Source organism: Chryseobacterium sp. c4a, assembly GCF_009900745.1.
Classification (GTDB): domain Bacteria; phylum Bacteroidota; class Bacteroidia; order Flavobacteriales; family Weeksellaceae; genus Chryseobacterium.
Window position 1 is genome coordinate 71,788 of sequence record NZ_WXVU01000007.1, and the last position, 16,692, is coordinate 88,479.

Here is a 16,692-nt window from a genome sequence, read left to right on the forward strand (position 1 = left end):
TATGAAAGTTACACATCTATTAGGAATGGGAGCATTCGCTCTGTTGGTCGCTGCCTGTACTACAAATCCAATTACGGGAAGATCATCTTTACAGCTGGCCAATAATTCAGAAATTTTAACAATGTCTGCACAAGAATACAAAACGACATTGTCTAAAGGTAAGCTTATTACCGGAACAGCAGATGCAAAGAGAGTGGTAAATGTAGGAAACAGAATTAAAAGCGCAGCGGAGAGATATTATCAAAGTATAGGAAGATCTGCAGATCTTGCTAATTACAGTTGGGAATTTGCTCTTTTGCAAAGCAATGAATTAAACGCATGGTGTATGCCGGGAGGTAAAGTAGCTGTCTATACAGGAATTTTACCAATTACGAAGGATGATAATGGTCTTGCAGTAGTAATGGGACACGAAGTTTCCCATGCCTTAGCAGGTCATGGAAATGAAAGAATTTCTCAGGCGATGATGGCTCAATATGGAGGAGCAATCCTTGGCGGAGCGATTTCAAATGCCCAATGGGCAAGCGTTTTCCAAAAGGTATATCCAATTGGTTCACAGGTTGCCTTATTAAAGTATGGTAGAGGCCAGGAATCAGAAGCTGATGAAATGGGGCTTTACCTGATGTCTATGGCTGGATATGATCCACGAGCTGCTGTTCCTTTCTGGAATAGAATGGAGGCTGCTTCTTCAGGATCAAGACAACCGGAATTCTTATCCACTCACCCTAGCCCGGAAACAAGAATTTCAGATATTAATAAAGATCTACCAAAAGCTTTGGAATATTATAAAGCTGCAGGAGGAAAAATATAAGCTGTTAGCATATTGTAAAACCGGCGGACTGATTTAAAATCAGTCCGCCGGTTTCATCTTACCACCTGGATTCCTGTTTTTTTACGGGGTTTAGAATAATATCGAGGCTGATTTCAAAATAATTCCTACATTTGAGACTATAGATCAAAATATAAATAAGTGATAGACCATAATACATTAAATACATCTCAAAAGATTTTTGTTGAAATTGATCAACATTCTGTATTGAAGGAAGTTCTGTTTTGTGTGGAAATGAGTTTTATCCTTCAATAATATGTTTGAACAATACTGATTATTCTATATTTTACATTTAAACCATTTATTCTTTTTTTACCATGCGGCGGGCTACCTACAAAGACAGAGATAAAGCGATCAATATACTTTGCCGATCCTTTATAAATATTCTCATTCCTAACTCTATTAATTTTGTTGTTAAAAAAGATGGAAACAGAGAAAAAAGACTCATGGCTCTTATGAGTTATCAGTTTGATATCGCAATGATGTACGGCAATGTTTTTTTGAGTGATGATGAAAAAGCCTGTATTCTGTACTTAGACAAAATGAAGTTCAGTCTGAAAAGGATATTGTTGGAAATAAAACTGGTAATAAGCTGTATAGGGATAGAAAATGTACCCAGGGTTCTGAAAAGAGAAAAATTACTAAAAGCTTATCACCCTGAACAGAAATTTATTCACTTGTGGCTGATGGGAGCTCTTCCGGAAGAACAAGGGAAAGGAATAGGGAGTAAGCTCCTGCAGGAATCTATGGCAACGTATTCCGGAGAACTGATCTATCTTGAAACCACCACTCCTGAAAATCTGAAATTTTATAAAAAAAATGGGTTCACTATTTTTCACGAAACCCATGAACTGGATTATCCTTTATATTTTTTGAAACATGTTTAATACAGAAATTTTTCCCAGTACACTTGCCTATATCCTGATCTTTATTGTTCTTATAGCCATTGCTTCTGTACAGCTATGGTATGGCAGAAAGAAAAAAGATCGGGGCTATTATATAAAATATTTATTATTAATGGTTTCTGGCTTAGTTTATAATACCGTTGAAGGATTATTGCCGGACACCAACTTTAATATTAATATCATGGCTCAAAATATACTGGCATGGACAACGGGGGTGCTCATTGCCTTTCATTATCTGGGCTTTCTAAAAAATGAATATAATTTGGTTTTCCTCAAAAAAATATCTTTTGAATTCATTGGGATATCTATTTTATTTATGCTGATTATCCTGTTTATTTTGCCTTATATTATCACACAATCCTTAGAAACGTCAAGACGTATTTTTCTGAGCTTTTCTTTAGCCTTTTTGTTGTTATGCCTTATCATTGTATTTAAGCAACAGTTCAAAAAATTTGAAGAGCATTCCAATATTTTATTTAAAATTCATGATGTGAACGGATTTTTAGGATTTCTTGGGCTTATGTCTCTTCCGATGAGCATTCTTTTGTTTGGAGATGATCAGTTGATTGAACAGACATGTTTTAGTTTTGGATTCTTTATTATATCATTTGATTTTTTTCTCTACCCAAAAAGGAAAGAGGAAATTAAAAAGAGTATTCCTTTTCATAAATTATCTGCAAGAGAAGCTGAGATCCTGAAGATATTGTTGGACGCTCCCAATTTAAAATATTCAGAGATCAGTAACCAGTTAAATATTTCCGAAAAAGCACTTTCTTCTCATTTGTCAAGCATCTATAAAAAGACTGATTTTAAAAGTAAAAAGGAGATTGAGGAATTAAGTAAGTCTTTTCGAGATATTTTAAGCACTTAGATTTTCAAAATCATCTTTGTCTTTAAAGCCATTTTAGTGAAATACACGCTTATTTTCGTTTAAACTTCACAATTCATAATTTTATTTTCTATTTTACAAAATGCTGAAAATCAGCAAATAATTCATAGTAAGGGTAACCCTTATAAATTTAAGGGTCAATTTAAGGGCTCATTTTAATTCATTTCATTTCAATGTATATAAAAATCCTTTAGTTTTGAAATATCATTTAAGATCGAACTGATTCTTTTTCAAAATCAGGAAAAGAAATTAGGTATGCGGAATGGAAAAAGAAAAGTATTTATTAGCTCTTCTGGATAAAGAATGGGACGAGAGTGTAGGTATTCATATACTGTCACTTTTCTATAAATACAATGATATTTTTATAATTTAATTCAATTTAATCCCTTATGATAAAGGCTGAGATCCTAGTCGATTGCCACCTAGTGGTGGGACTATTTTCTGGAAAAAACAGATTATAAGACCGAAATGTCAGCCATAAAAAACTGTATTGACAAAGAAGAAACAGCTTGTCTTAAAAAACTAATAACCAAGAAAACTAATAACCAATATTATATATGGATTGTCATATCTGAGTGTCAATCACTATGGATATCGGGTTTTTATCGAAGGGAGAAAATTGGATGAATAGAAGATCCTCTTTCTGTAACACATCTGCTCATCTTTAAAGATAAGGGTTGGAATGACGAAGTAGGGCTCTATATACTATCTCTTATATACACAAACTAAGGAATAGTAATCACAAAGGGAATGGAAGGTAATGAACACAAAAACGAGAAAGAAAACGAAATAACGCTTGTGAAAAACATTTTATAATTGACGGTGGGGGCATCATACAATTATCTATGAAATGTGTACAGATGAGCTATAATCAAATTTTTAATGAGAAACATCAGGCCGTTCATATAAGAACGGTCTTTTATTATTCTTGCTATGGTGAGCAACTATTAAGGAAAATACGCTCTGCAATATTTAAGAGATCTGTTCTTTGTTACAAGAGAAGGTGTATCATTACTGGGAATCAGTGAGGCAGCCAAAAAAATGGAGTTGGAAACATAACAAGTGATTGTTTTGAGAGCAGGCTTCTATTAAGGAAACATATATCCGGTTAAAATTTCAACCTTCGGTGAAGGCTTATTAAATTTTTAGTAAATTTGGTATAGTTTTATAACCTCATTACTTAAACACAATACTATGAAGAGTTTATCAATCACCGGACTTATCCTGTTAGCCGTTTCAGCTTTACTTTTTTATCTAACCACTGATTTTGCGGTAGAGCAGATCAAAATTTCTCATATCATGGGAATGATGGCTGGAGTAGGAATTGGGCTTATTATCGGCGGAATGGTAGGATATCTAAGCAAAGGAAGTGCTATAAAGGCTGAACAAAAGAAAAAAGAATTCAAGCAGCTTCAGAAAGAAAAAGAAGAACTGGAAAAACAGGCGGCAGAAATTGCAAAACGCCAGGCAGAGCTTGAAGCCCAAAATAAAAATCCTCAAATATAAAATTTGAGGATTTAAAGTTGTTATTTTCGATTGTTGATTAAAATTTATATCCTAAACCAACCATAAATAGATTAGGTCTGTTATCATATCTGATTTCCGAACCGGAAACTCTATTGATGAAGTTCCTTTCATCTTTACTGAAAGCTCCTTCGTATTTTGCGTTTACAATAAGCTTTTTAATTTCAAGCTGAGCTCCGAATTGGTACCCTACTGTAAAGTTATTTTTTGCATTTTCCTTAAAGTCATTGTAAGTGTTGTCTTTGCTTAGATTAAAGCTTCCAACCGGGCCTACAAAAACGCCTAACATATTACCTAAAACGTTATATCCTAAAAGAACCGGAACATCAATACGGTTGCTTTTCACATCAAAAGTAGTGTTCTCAGTGGTGAACTCATTCTTAAAGTGAGTATAATATACCTCAGGCATTAAGAATAATGAAGTAGGTAACCCTACCTTTAATGAAAGCCCCACATTGAATCCTACATTGTTTTTTCCTGTTCCTTCAATAGCATCATTCACTGTTCCTTTGATATTGGACCATGAAGGTGAGCCTGTAGGAAATATTAAATTGGCTTTCCCTGCCAGTGAGATCTGTGCAGAGGCCCACATTGAAAAACCTATTAACGCTATACTAAGTGCCTTTTTCATTATCTTCTAATTTTGTATTTTCAATCGTTTTATTGTTCTCCAGTAAATATTCTCTCAGTTCTTTAAATAGTTCTGAAGAATAAACGAAGTCGATCAGGTTTTTATTGCCTGCTGTAATCAGGATGTCTTTATTACCTTCCCATTCCTTGATTCCCAGTCTTAGGTATACAATTTTCTCGCCAATTGTCATTACTGAGTTCATATCGTGGGTATTGATAATCGTTGTGGTGTTGTATTCCTTCGTGATTTCATAAAGAAGATCATCAATGACCTTTGAGGTGTAGGGATCCAGTCCTGAGTTGGGCTCATCACAGAATAAATACTTAGGATTGTTTACAATTGCTCTTGCAATAGCAACCCTTTTCTGCATTCCTCCAGAAATTTCAGAAGGATATTTTTTTTCCGCTTTATCAAGGTGTACTCTTCCGATTACTTCGAAAACTCTTTTCTTTTTTTCTCTGTAGGTAAGATTGGTAAACATATCAAGAGGGAACATGATGTTTTCCTCCACGGTTAAAGAGTCAAAAAGGGCACTTCCCTGGAATACTGTTCCGATTTCTGAGCGAAGATGCTGCTTCTCATCACGGGTCATTGTATTGATATCTTTGCCATCAAATAGGATCTCTCCTGATGAAGGATCATATACATTCAGTAGACTTTTAAGAAAAACCGTCTTTCCTGAACCACTCTGTCCAATAATAAGATTTACCTTTCCTTTATCAAATGTGGTTGAAATCCCTTTAAGTACTTCAACATCACCAAAACTTTTTTTAAGATCTTTTACCTCAATCATTAGCTTAATATTAATTGGGTTAGAATTAATTCGGAAATGATAATGAATACCATTGTCCATACCACCGCCTGAGTACTTGCTCTACCTACTTCCAGAGATCCTCCTTTCACAAAATACCCGAAATAGGAAGGAACGGTTGCAATAATGAAGGCAAAAACAGCTGTTTTTGCAAATGCATAATAAATAAATAAATTAGGCATATACATTTGAATCCCAATAATATAATCATTCTCTGTCCAGTTTCCTGTCAGAATACCGGCAATATATCCTCCGGCAATACCAAATACAATACTGATGGCAATAAGAAGAGGATTAAAAATCATACAGGCAATGATCTTTGGAAAAATCAAAAAGTTGGGAGAATTTACTCCCATGATATCCAAAGCGTCAATCTGTTCGGAAACTCGCATTGTTCCAATACTGGAAGCAATATAAGATCCTACTTTTCCTGCTAAAATTAAACTGATGATAGTAGGTGCAAACTCTAAGACAAGTACTGCTTTTGTTGCATATCCTACAAATGAAGGGGGGATGGGAAATGAAGAAGCATCAAAGTTGTTGAACATTTGAATAGCCACTACCGCCCCCACGAAGATTGATGTGAAGACTACAAGTCCGAAAGAATTTACTCCCAAATCATTAATTTCCCTCATGAGCAGTTTCCAAAAAACCCTCATTTTCTGGGGTTTTTGCAGGGATTTCCCTAGAAGGATAATATATTCCCCTACTGCTGTGAAAAACTTTTTTAACATACTGCTAAATTAGACTTTTTTATTGAATTAGGCTAAGGTTGAAGTGAAGACTAACGTCTGGATAATGTTAAAATTATCCTAGCCTTAGCATAGTTTTATTTTGCATTTTTATCACCGCCGATAACCAGTAAAACGGTTTTTAAGGTAATAACCAGATCCAGAGCAAAACTCCAGTTTCGCACATAGAATGCATCGGCGAGAACTCTTTTTTTCATTTCTACTTCTACATCACCAGAATCACCGCGCAGTCCGCTTACCTGTGCAAGACCTGTAATACCTGGGTTTACCATACTTCTTAAACTATATCTCCCGATTTTTGGTTTGTAATAATTATCTACAGCCAGCATATGAGGACGCGGCCCTACCACAGACATTTCGCCTTTCAGTACATTGATAAACTGAGGAAGCTCATCAAGGCTGGTTTTTCTTAAAAATTTACCTATTCTTGTAATTCTCGTATCATTCTCTCTGGTTGTACTTGTAGAGGACTCATCATTAACTACCATTGTTCTGAATTTGATACAGCTGAATACCTCTTCATGGAAGCCATACCGTTTCTGAAAGAAAAAAACCGGGCCTTTGGAGTTTATTCTTATTAAAATGGCAATAATTGGAAATAGCCATGAACAGATAAAAACAAGTACAAATATGGAAAAGAATATGTCAAATGTTCTCTTCATCAGGAAATTGGAATAATAATCCAGGGGATACCTTGCCTGATTTAGAATTGGCTGAGTCTGAATATAGGCAAGATCATACAGGAAAAAATCATTCTGAGTAATACTCGGAATCAATGAAATATGCACTTTATGTTCTTCTGCCAGTTTGAAAATTTCAGCTTCTACACTTTCGCTGTAGGAGTTTTCTGTAGAGAAAAATAAAGTATGAATTCCATGTTTCTTCCAAAGATTAACCAGTTCCGCGGTTGTGATATTTGTATTTTCATGTTCAAATATTCTGTATCCGTAATCTTTACGTTCTTTAAAAATATTTTTGAGAATCTCTGTAGAATCCCCATCTCCTAAAAACATGATGTTTCGGTAGTTTACCCCTAAAGAGCGTAAGTACTTGATGGAGAAGTAGATTAATGATTTCGCCAAAAAGATAAATATGAACAGATAAAATGATAACCAATAGATATCTGAATTGAAAAATACATTTTTACTGACCTTTCCAAGAAGAAGAACCCCTAGTATAAACGAGATGAAATGAAGCAGAAGACGCTCCAGAAACAAGGTATACGTAAGGTTTCTCGGAATATTATAAATTTTTGTCCTACCACTGAGAAGAACCCAGAACAAAAACAGCAAAATCAAAGAAAAAGCATTCTGATACCAGGTTTCCTTGTGGTATTTCAGCTCTTCGTTTCTGCTTATAAAAAAGAATATGAAGATAGATGCAATAACCATAAGGTCAAGCAAAATAATGATCGATTTCAGGTATCTAGAGTATCGAATTCTCTGCATCTATCGGTGTTATAATAGGTACGGCCAGCTAATGTACGTATTTTTACGGTATATTCAGGTACTTATGGGTCTGAACAGAAGCTTGCCATTCCGGATGTTCCAGAATAAAATCTGTAATTTTAGGATACATATCATTTCTTTTGCTCCATTCACTCTGAAGGTAAAGTTTACAATTTTCAGAAACTTTTGCAGCTTGCTCTTGTGCAAATTCAAAGTCGTGATTGTTGAAAACGATAACTTTAAGCTCGTGTGCCTTTTGATAAATCTCTTCTTTTGGTAATCCTGTTTTCTTAGGTGAAAGGGTAATCCAATCCAAATGACCGCTCATAGGATATGCTCCTGAAGTTTCAATGTGAATGGTACATCCAAGTTCTTTTAATTTGGATGTAAGGATTTCAAGGTTCCATGTAAGAGGCTCTCCACCTGTAAGAACGATGGTTTTACAATGTTTAGCTGCTGTTTCAGCTATTTCTACGGCATCCATTAAAGGGTGAAGCTCAGGATCCCAGCTTTCTTTTACATCACACCAGTGGCAGCCTACATCACAACCTCCCAATCTGATAAAATAAGCCGCTTTTCCTGTGTGGGCTCCTTCTCCCTGTAAAGTGTAAAAATGCTCCATTACAGGGAGCATTTTACCTTCTTTTAATAAAATATCTTGTTCTTTATTCATTTTAAAATTAGTCGTTATAGACCGAAGTTTTATAAGCAATGATGGTATTTTTCATCAACATCGCTCTTGTCATTGGGCCTACTCCTCCAGGAACCGGAGTAATCCAGCTTGCCTTAGCTGCACAGCTGTCAAAATCCACATCACCGGCAAGGTAATATCCTTTTGGAGAATCATCGTCTACTCTTGTGATACCCACGTCAACGATTACAGCACCATCCTTGATCATTTCTCCTTTTAAGAAGTGAGGATCTCCCAAGGCTGTAATAACGATGTCTGCCTTTTTAGTATATTCTTCAATGTCTTTTGTGTATGAGTGTGTAAGGGTAACGGTTGAGTTTCCAGGGAAATCTTTTCTTCCCATAAGGATACTCATCGGTCTTCCTACAATTTTACTTCTTCCAATGATTACACAGTCTTTTCCTTTAGTTTCGATATTGTATCTTTCCAATAATGTTAAGATTCCGAAAGGTGTTGCAGGTAAGAATGTATCCATTTCAAGAGCCATTTTTCCGAAGTTTTCAGGGTGGAATCCGTCCACATCTTTTCTTGGGTCAATAGCATTGATAATTTTCTCCTGATCTACTTGATCCGGCAATGGTAACTGAACGATAAACCCGTCTACAGCTTTAGACTTATTAAGCTCGTCAATGGTTTCCAATAATTCAGATTCCGAAACAGTGCTTGGGAATTTGATTAAGCTAGATTGGAATCCTACTTCTTCACAGTCTTTTACTTTAGCATTTACATAAGCTTTGCTTGCTCCGTTGTTTCCTACAAGAATTGCTACCAAATGCGGTGCTCTTCTTTTGCTCGCAAGGATTTTTTCTACTTCAGCTTTGATCTCTGCTTTAATTTCCTTGGATACTTTAAGTCCGTCAAGAATTTCTGCCATTTTTACTTTTTTACTTTTATTTAGATTTAGATTTTTTCAAATACTACAATATCCTGAAATTCATCGGCTCCTTCCTTTTCTACATCATTTCTCCAGAATCCTCCCTGGATAGTGGTTACTTTCAAACCGGCATCATGAGCCATTTGATTTAACAATGGAATGCTTACGGCGATATTGGCTGCCGTTACTTTATCATCCATTAATCTATAGCCTTCATACTGATGTGGAAAATGCATGCTGCCACTTTCTACTTTAGAATCATCATATAAGAAGAATGTTGCCAGACATTCTCCGCCATTCTTTAAAACCCTGCTGATTTCATTCAGATATTGTCTGATCTCAGGGATTTGCATGTGGGTGAATACAGAAAACAGAAATGCTTTATCAAATTGTGATGCCTCATAAGGAAATGTAAAATTCTCTGCCTTCTGGCTGAAAGTATTATACAGATCATTATAAATCGGTGTAAACTTAAAGTTGAAGTTTGGATATTTTCTATGAATATGTTTATCACACCATTTAATTCCTTTTTCTACCGCATCAAAACCGTCATAAGTTCCTTTGTCTATAAATCCTGATAAAGCCACGGCTGTTCTTCCGATTCCACATCCTATATCCAGGACATGGTCAGTGTTTTTAAGCGCAATATGCTTTTTCAGAGCATTCATCTGGCGGATACCATGAGGAATAAAATCGCTGCTCCCCACATAAATATCTCCTTTTTTAGGTTCGTTTTTAGCTCTTTTTCCAGTAATTCCTTCATAGAAATCTATAGGAAAATAATAGAGTTTTCTTCCTAAAAGTCTAAAGCCGGGAGGCAGTTTATAATAATATGATCGTAATGCAGACATCTGCTATTTATTTCCTTTATAATAATTAATCAATCCGTTGGTAGAGCTGTCGTGTGATGTGACAGTTTCATTGCTTTCAAGTTCTGGTAAGATTTTGTTAGCAAGTACTTTACCTAGTTCTACTCCAAACTGATCGAAGCTGAAAATATTCCAGATAACTCCCTGAACAAATATTTTATGTTCATACATTGCAATTAACTGTCCTAATGAAAAAGGAGTTAATTCTTTGAATAATATAGAGTTAGTAGGTGTATTTCCGTGGAAGACCTTGTAGTTTAATAATCTATCGATTTCCTCGTCAGATTTTCCTGCATTTTTAAGCTCTTCTTCAACTTCTTCTTCTGTTTTTCCGAAAGCAAGAGCTTCAGTTTGTGCAAAGAAGTTGGCTAATAATTTATCCTGATGATCAGAAACTTTATTAGGGCTTTTAGCATACGCGATAAAGTCTGCAGGAATCAACTCTGTACCTTGGTGAATCAGCTGATAAAATGCGTGTTGCCCGTTGGTACCAGGTTCTCCCCAGATGATTGGCCCTGTTTCATATTCTACAAATTCACCATTTCTGTCTACACATTTTCCATTACTTTCCATGTCTCCTTGCTGAAGGTAAGCTGCAAATCTGTCCAGATACTGTGAATACGGAAGAATAGCATAGCTTGTTGCTGCATAGAAGTTACGATACCAGATTCCTAAAAGTCCCATTAATACGGGAACGTTTTCAGAAAAGTGGTCGGTCTGGAAACGTTGATCTGTATCGAAAGCTCCTTTTAAAAGCTGCTCAAAATTTTCATATCCTACAGCTAATACAATGCTTAATCCGATAGCACTCCAAAGAGAGTATCTTCCACCTACCCAATCCCAGAATTCGAAAATATTATTTTCTGCAATTCCGAATTGTTTAACAGCTTCAATGTTAGTGGATAAAGCAACAAAATGTTTCGCTACATCTTCCTGTTGACCCGCTTTAAGGAACCAGTCTTTTGCTGAGTTCGCGTTCGTCATTGTTTCCTGAGTTGTAAATGTTTTGGAAGCAACGATAAATAGAGTCGTTTCAGGGTTTAGGTTTTTAACAACCTCTGCAATATGATTTCCGTCCACATTAGAAACAAAATGAACGTTTAGTCTTGTTTTAAAATGCTTTAAAGCTGAACAAACCATTACAGGCCCTAAATCTGAACCTCCAATTCCAATGTTGACTACATCCGTAATCTCTTTTCCACTGAACCCTTTATGTTCTCCTGAAATGATTTTTTCAGAAAAATCTTTCATGTGATTCAGAACTCTTTTGATTTGTGGCTTGATATTTTCACCATCTACAAGGATTTCACGGTCTGAAAAATCTCTTAAAGCTGTATGTAATACAGCTCTTCCTTCTGTTTCGTTGATTTTATCACCAGAGAACATTTTAGAAATAGCATCTTTTAGCTGGCATTCTTCAGCCAATTGTAATAAAAGTGCTTTCGTTTTGGAATCGATCAGGTTTTTAGAATAATCAAAAAGGTAGTTATCCTTTTGTAAAGAGAATTCTTGAAAACGGTTGGGGTTGTACTGAAAAAGGCTTCTTAGTTCAAGATCATTCGATGCGAAATGTTCATCAAGGGCTTTCCAGCTGTTGGTTTGTATAGGATTTATTTTTGATAGCATGTTGTTGAGAATTTATAATTTACAGAATAATGTTTTGGACCAAAATCTTTAGGAATCCATAACGATTTATTTCTGATCTGCAAATTTAAGGAAAAATAAAACCTCAAATAAATTTGAAGATGATAAATAATGATTTTTTAAAAAACAAAACCCCAGAATTGATCTGAGGTTTACTTTTTAGGAGATTAATGACTTTTTTTGTGAATGTTATTCTTCCATCTCATTCAAAATGTTTTCCAATTGCTTAGCATGGCGGCCATAAAAGTATTTTGTCCATAAAATGATACCTGCCACTATACAAAGCGTTCCGAGTATAACTATTAAAATGATTGAAGCTTGGGTTGAATTGGAGATTTCAGATAATGTTTTTCCCTTTTTTACCAGCACGTTGTAGATTACTAATCCGATAGTGAGTAGAAAATGGGGCAGGAGTAAGAACCCAAATGACTGATATCTTTCCATATTAAGTTTAAGTTCATGGTAAATTTTCCAAAGACTGTTTTTCGTGTTTCCTGTGTAGAATTCAGCCTGTTTGTAAAATTTATAAAATCCATACAGATAGTAGCATGATATAACAACCATCATGACGTAGGAAATATAATAAATAAGATATTGTGAAGAAGGAAATTTAAACTGAAGAGGAAAAAAGCCGATAAGAATAATGGCTAAAATTTGTGCCCAAAATTCTTTTTTCATGCTTTTTTGTATTTTTTCGATAGGGTGTTTACTTTCCTTTAATTGTTCTATAGTGTCAGGAATATGGACGTTACTGTCCTCATTATTCCACTGTTCTTTTAGTTGATCAAAATTCATAACCTGATTTTTTTATGATTTGCTGTATTTTTTCTTTAGTTCTGTTGAGCTTTACACGGGCATTCCCTTCGCTAAGTCCAAGATTATTCCCGATTTCCTTGTGTGACAACCCTTCCATGAAATAAAATATAACGGCTTTTTCCAGAACATTCAATTCCTGAACAGCTTGGTAAAAAATTTCCAGTTGCCTGTCTTTCGTTGGATTATAATCCTCCTGCTGTACTTCAAAATGATGGGATGACTCAGTGTGGTTCTGAGATCTTTGCTTCTCCTTTTTTAGATAGGTGATTGCTGTATTGATCGCTACACGATACATCCAGGTAGAAAACTCACTATTTCCTTTGAAATTTTGATAGGATTTCCAGAGCTGGATGAGAATCTCCTGCTGGAGGTCTTCCCGGTCTTCTATGGAATCTGCATAGATTCGGGAGGCTTTATATAGTATGCCTTTATGCTGATTAACAAGTTTTAGAAAGGCTGTTTCAGTAGAATTGCTCACAATGGTTTCATGGTTGATTATAGTTATTGTAACTGTATTACAGGCTTTACGGTGTATCCTTTTGATTGTAAAAGCGGGATAATTCCGTTTTCACCCATTAAATGCGATCCTCCCACTGCGAAAAATGAACTTCCTGTTTTCATCATTTCCGGCATTGTCTGTACCCAGTTTTTATTTCTATCGGTAAGCATTGCTTTTTCTTGTTGGGAATTCATGAATCTTTCATCTTTAAAAAGAGCGTATAATGCCTGAGCATCTTCATTTTTGAAAGCTTCTATCATTTTTTTGAACAAACTTTCATATTCTTTGCTCAACTTCAACTGATTAATGATGGCTTTCAGGTCATAGGCATCATTGATAGATTTCATTTGATCATTTACTTTCTCTAAACCTTTGATATTCTTTTTCCCTTTAACGGCATTCTGAAGAAGCTCCAATTCGTATGACTTTATTTCAGTTTGTGGACATGGAATGGCCTTCATACTGAGAAGAGCATACAATGCCTGAGGACTGGAATTGTTTATTTTTTCAAGACTTGTTCCGTAATCTGCTAGGATTTTATCCAATTCTTTAGCTTCATTGGGGGATAGTTGGTCAGATATTTTTTTATCATTCTGATACATTTTTTGCAAAGCTGCCATTTCGCCTGGATCTGTATAATTGATTTCCATGATAAAGCTATCAGACTTTTCTAGGGCTTTCAGTACCTTAGGTTTTAAATCAAAATCTTTACTGCATAAGATATGAAAAGTTCCCGTAATATAGGACGGCTTAGAAAGTCCGTTCCCAGAAACCTCCCAAAGCAGGCTGTTTTTATTTTCAGTATTTTTATTCTGAGCAGTTACAGTCGTAGAAATTATTGATAATAATCCTGCCAATCCGAGTTTTATTAGATTTTTCATAGTATTTATTTTTTTTGATTTTCTGTTCTTTTAAACAGTAGGTAAGAGACACATTACAATCGTTACAGTTTTTTTTCAAAAAAAATAAAAACCTCCTGAAAACAGGAGGCTGTAAAATCTAAAATTATGATGATAACCTTTAGGTTAGGAGTTTTGTTCTAAGTTGTTAGGCTGTTCAACTTTTTTATTTTTTCTTTTTCTTAAAAAGTAAATCACTACCCCTGCAATGATTAATACAGGCCAGATGTTAATAAGACCTACAATAATTCTTTGAATCAAATAGAAACCATAGACAAAGCCGTCCTTTGCATCATAGATAAAGTTGTATCTGTATTTGTTATCAATACTGCTTGTATTGGTCACGGCAATTTCTGCGATGCGTAATTTCGGTTCTTTGATATAGATGTCAACTGTACTGTATTTCAGATTGTCTGCCATACTCAATGTATTCAGTTTTTGAAGGTTTCCTTCAGACATATTATTATCATCCAGAGATATTTTGTCTTTATTGGTCTTTATTTTCTCAATATTTTCTGATGTTTTCTGATTTCTTTTTGCCTCCAGTTCTGAATATTTGATATTGGCAGTGACATCTTCTGCGTTGATAGATCTTGAGTTTAGAAATAGTTTGTTGTTATTAATGGAGGTCAGAAGTTCTCCAAGTTTTTCAGTAGGTACTCGAACCTGCATGGTGTTTTCGCTTTTATATTTTTTGATGAGCATGGCCTCAGTGTCGGAAGTATTATAAGTGTTTTCATCAACAACATTACTCTGAAGATTACTTTTGGTGACAAAGCCTCCAAGTTCCTGCACTGATTTTTCAATGGCAATAGTGGCAGTATAAACATCTTTGACTTCCATATTGACATCTGCAGTTTTGATAAACTTTTTGTCCTTTACTTCCATACTGGCAACAGATGAAACACTATCTGCTACTGCTGCAGAATCTGCTTCCTCACCATAGCTTTTATATTCACTGGTGGTCGCTTCTACTTTTTTACATGAATAAATTCCCAATAAAAGAACTGCCGATAATGATAATGTAATGTACTTCGTTTTCATAGCGTAAGATTTTTGAGGTTTTGCTTGAGTCAAAGTTCAGTCAGGATCTTTTGTAATGCTTGAAAATGAGAAGTAAAAAGTTTGTAAAGATAAAATTCTGTTTTAGTGTGTTGATTATTAGTGTTTTGTAAAACAGATTAACTGGTGTGGTATTGTTTTCGGAGTAATTTTTGCTTATCTTTTTACAAACCAAATCACAATACATCATTATGTCGAATACCTTTTCTAAAATCAGAAATGCAATAGGACTTTTCACATCCATAGATTTTGATCAGCTAAGTGCTATTTCCCAAAAAGTAGATCTTCCTAAACTGATGCATAATTTTTCCAAACTGGATGATAAACAGCTTACAGGGCTTATGAAAATGCTTGATCCCGAAAAGAAAAAGAAAGAACTGCCTCCCATTGATGGAGATTTTTACGATATCTATCATACTTTAACGCCTGAACAACGAGAAATTCAGCTTAAAGTGAGAGCATTTATGGAAAAAGAAGTGAAACCCTTGGTAAATCATTACTGGCTTAGAGATGAATTCCCTTTTGAACTTATTCCAAAATTTCAAAAACTAGATATCTGTGGAGTAACTTATGAAGGGTATGGTTGTCCCGGAATGCCTTTTCTGATGGAAGGTGTTATTGCTATGGAAATGGCCAGAATTGATGCTTCTATTGCTACATTTTTTGGCGTACAGTCTGGTTTAGCTATGGGATCTATCTATATTTGTGGTTCGGAAGAACAAAAACAAAAATGGCTTCCACAAATGCAAAAGTTTGAGAAAATAGGAGCCTTTGGTTTAACGGAGCCGGAAGTAGGTTCTGGAGCAGCAGGCGGACTTACAGTTACTTGTAAGAAAACAGAAGATGGTTGGATTTTAAACGGACAAAAAAAATGGATTGGAAATGCAACCTTTGCAGACTTAATCATTATTTGGGCAAGAGATTTAGATAGTGGAGAAGTAAAAGGATTCATTGTTGAGAAAGATAATCCTGGATATTCTGTAGAGAAGATCAAAGGAAAAATGGCTTTGAGAATTGTTCAAAATGGGTTAATTACTCTTAAAGATTGCCTGGTTACAGAAGAAAGTCGCCTTCAAAACGCCAATTCATTTAAAGATACAGGAAAAGTATTGAGAATGACAAGAGCCGGAGTGGCCTGGATGGCAACAGGATGCGCACGAGGAGCCTATGAAAGTGCTTTGGCTTATACCAGAACAAGAGAGCAATTCGGGAAACCTATTGCTTCATTTCAGATGATTCAGGGACATTTAGTTGAAATGCTGTCTAACCTTACAGCCATGCAGACGATGGTTTTCAGATTATCTGAAATGCAGGATGAAGGCATCTTAAAAGACGAGCATGCTTCATTGGCTAAAGTTTTCTGTACTTTAAGAACCCGGGATATTGTCTCAAGAGCCAGAGAAGTAATGGGCGGAAACGGAATCCTTCTAGAATATGATGTTGCTCGATTTGTAGCTGATGCTGAGGCTATTTATTCATACGAAGGAACAAAAGAAATCAACTCGCTCATCGTGGGACGATCGATTACAGGATTCAGTGCTTTTATATAATA

At 35.3% G+C, this 16,692-nt stretch carries 17 protein-coding genes; 5 read left to right on the plus strand and 12 right to left on the minus strand.

The window, feature by feature from the left end:
• Position 1: 1 nt before the first annotated feature.
• The 4 genes from GTR01_RS11315 (at position 2) to GTR01_RS11330 (ending at position 4,126) form a co-directional block, all read left to right on the plus strand.
• The gene (locus tag GTR01_RS11315; RefSeq protein ID WP_160137953.1) at positions 2 to 808 is read left to right on the plus strand and encodes a M48 family metallopeptidase; all 807 of its coding nucleotides are present in this window, start codon (positions 2 to 4) and stop codon (positions 806 to 808) included.
• Positions 809 to 1,281: 473 nt separating this feature from the next.
• Positions 1,282 to 1,713 (plus strand): GNAT family N-acetyltransferase, encoded by a 432-nt coding sequence (locus tag GTR01_RS11320; RefSeq protein ID WP_160137954.1) that lies wholly within the window; start codon positions 1,282 to 1,284, stop codon positions 1,711 to 1,713.
• On the plus strand, positions 1,706 to 2,602 hold the full coding sequence (locus GTR01_RS11325) for a helix-turn-helix domain-containing protein (RefSeq protein WP_160137955.1): 897 nt from the start codon (positions 1,706 to 1,708) through the stop codon (positions 2,600 to 2,602). The genes GTR01_RS11320 and GTR01_RS11325 overlap by 8 nt, the downstream gene beginning before the upstream one ends.
• Before the next feature lie 1,212 nt (positions 2,603 to 3,814).
• Positions 3,815 to 4,126: a hypothetical protein gene (locus GTR01_RS11330; RefSeq protein ID WP_160137956.1), complete on the plus strand. Its 312-nt coding sequence runs from the start codon at positions 3,815 to 3,817 to the stop codon at positions 4,124 to 4,126.
• Between the two features lie 37 nt (positions 4,127 to 4,163).
• Here GTR01_RS11330 and GTR01_RS11335 read toward each other — a convergent pair whose 3' ends face one another.
• The 12 genes from GTR01_RS11335 to GTR01_RS11390 all read right to left on the minus strand — a co-directional run bounded on the left by GTR01_RS11335 (position 4,164) and on the right by GTR01_RS11390 (position 15,122).
• The gene (locus GTR01_RS11335; RefSeq protein WP_160137957.1) at positions 4,164 to 4,775 is read right to left on the minus strand and encodes an outer membrane beta-barrel protein; all 612 of its coding nucleotides are present in this window, start codon (positions 4,773 to 4,775) and stop codon (positions 4,164 to 4,166) included.
• On the minus strand, positions 4,759 to 5,568 hold the full coding sequence (locus GTR01_RS11340) for an ABC transporter ATP-binding protein (RefSeq protein ID WP_160137958.1): 810 nt from the start codon (positions 5,566 to 5,568) through the stop codon (positions 4,759 to 4,761). Before GTR01_RS11340 ends, GTR01_RS11335 begins: the two co-directional genes overlap by 17 nt.
• Positions 5,568 to 6,320 (minus strand): MlaE family ABC transporter permease, encoded by a 753-nt coding sequence (locus tag GTR01_RS11345; protein WP_160137959.1) that lies wholly within the window; start codon positions 6,318 to 6,320, stop codon positions 5,568 to 5,570. The genes GTR01_RS11340 and GTR01_RS11345 overlap by 1 nt, the downstream gene beginning before the upstream one ends.
• Positions 6,321 to 6,415: 95 nt before the next feature.
• Positions 6,416 to 7,786, minus strand: a complete 1,371-nt coding sequence (locus GTR01_RS11350; protein ID WP_160137960.1) for an exopolysaccharide biosynthesis polyprenyl glycosylphosphotransferase — start codon at positions 7,784 to 7,786, stop codon at positions 6,416 to 6,418.
• A gap of 43 nt (positions 7,787 to 7,829) precedes the next feature.
• Positions 7,830 to 8,459: a 7-carboxy-7-deazaguanine synthase QueE gene (locus tag GTR01_RS11355; protein WP_160137961.1), complete on the minus strand. Its 630-nt coding sequence runs from the start codon at positions 8,457 to 8,459 to the stop codon at positions 7,830 to 7,832.
• A 7-nt stretch (positions 8,460 to 8,466) separates the two neighbouring features.
• Positions 8,467 to 9,351 (minus strand): bifunctional 5,10-methylenetetrahydrofolate dehydrogenase/5,10-methenyltetrahydrofolate cyclohydrolase, encoded by an 885-nt coding sequence (locus GTR01_RS11360; protein ID WP_101240560.1) that lies wholly within the window; start codon positions 9,349 to 9,351, stop codon positions 8,467 to 8,469.
• A 26-nt stretch (positions 9,352 to 9,377) separates the two neighbouring features.
• The gene (locus GTR01_RS11365; RefSeq protein WP_160137962.1) at positions 9,378 to 10,202 is read right to left on the minus strand and encodes a class I SAM-dependent methyltransferase; all 825 of its coding nucleotides are present in this window, start codon (positions 10,200 to 10,202) and stop codon (positions 9,378 to 9,380) included.
• A gap of 3 nt (positions 10,203 to 10,205) precedes the next feature.
• Positions 10,206 to 11,846 (minus strand): glucose-6-phosphate isomerase, encoded by a 1,641-nt coding sequence (gene pgi / locus GTR01_RS11370; protein WP_160137963.1) that lies wholly within the window; start codon positions 11,844 to 11,846, stop codon positions 10,206 to 10,208.
• Between the two features lie 207 nt (positions 11,847 to 12,053).
• A complete protein-coding gene (locus GTR01_RS11375; protein ID WP_160137964.1) occupies positions 12,054 to 12,659 on the minus strand; it encodes a hypothetical protein in 606 nt (201 codons plus the stop codon).
• Positions 12,649 to 13,158, minus strand: coding sequence for an RNA polymerase sigma factor (locus GTR01_RS11380; protein WP_160137965.1), 510 nt, complete (start codon positions 13,156 to 13,158; stop codon positions 12,649 to 12,651). Before GTR01_RS11380 ends, GTR01_RS11375 begins: the two co-directional genes overlap by 11 nt.
• A gap of 23 nt (positions 13,159 to 13,181) precedes the next feature.
• Complete coding sequence (locus GTR01_RS11385; protein WP_160137966.1) at positions 13,182 to 14,060, minus strand: TraB/GumN family protein; 879 nt, start codon at positions 14,058 to 14,060, stop codon at positions 13,182 to 13,184.
• 144 nt (positions 14,061 to 14,204) lie between these two features.
• Entirely contained in the window at positions 14,205 to 15,122 is a 918-nt protein-coding gene (locus GTR01_RS11390) for a DUF4349 domain-containing protein (protein ID WP_160137967.1), read from the minus strand.
• Positions 15,123 to 15,331: 209 nt separating this feature from the next.
• Here GTR01_RS11390 and GTR01_RS11395 point away from each other — a divergent pair, with 209 nt between their 5' ends.
• Positions 15,332 to 16,690: an acyl-CoA dehydrogenase family protein gene (locus GTR01_RS11395; RefSeq protein WP_160137968.1), complete on the plus strand. Its 1,359-nt coding sequence runs from the start codon at positions 15,332 to 15,334 to the stop codon at positions 16,688 to 16,690.
• Positions 16,691 to 16,692 lie beyond the last annotated feature (2 nt).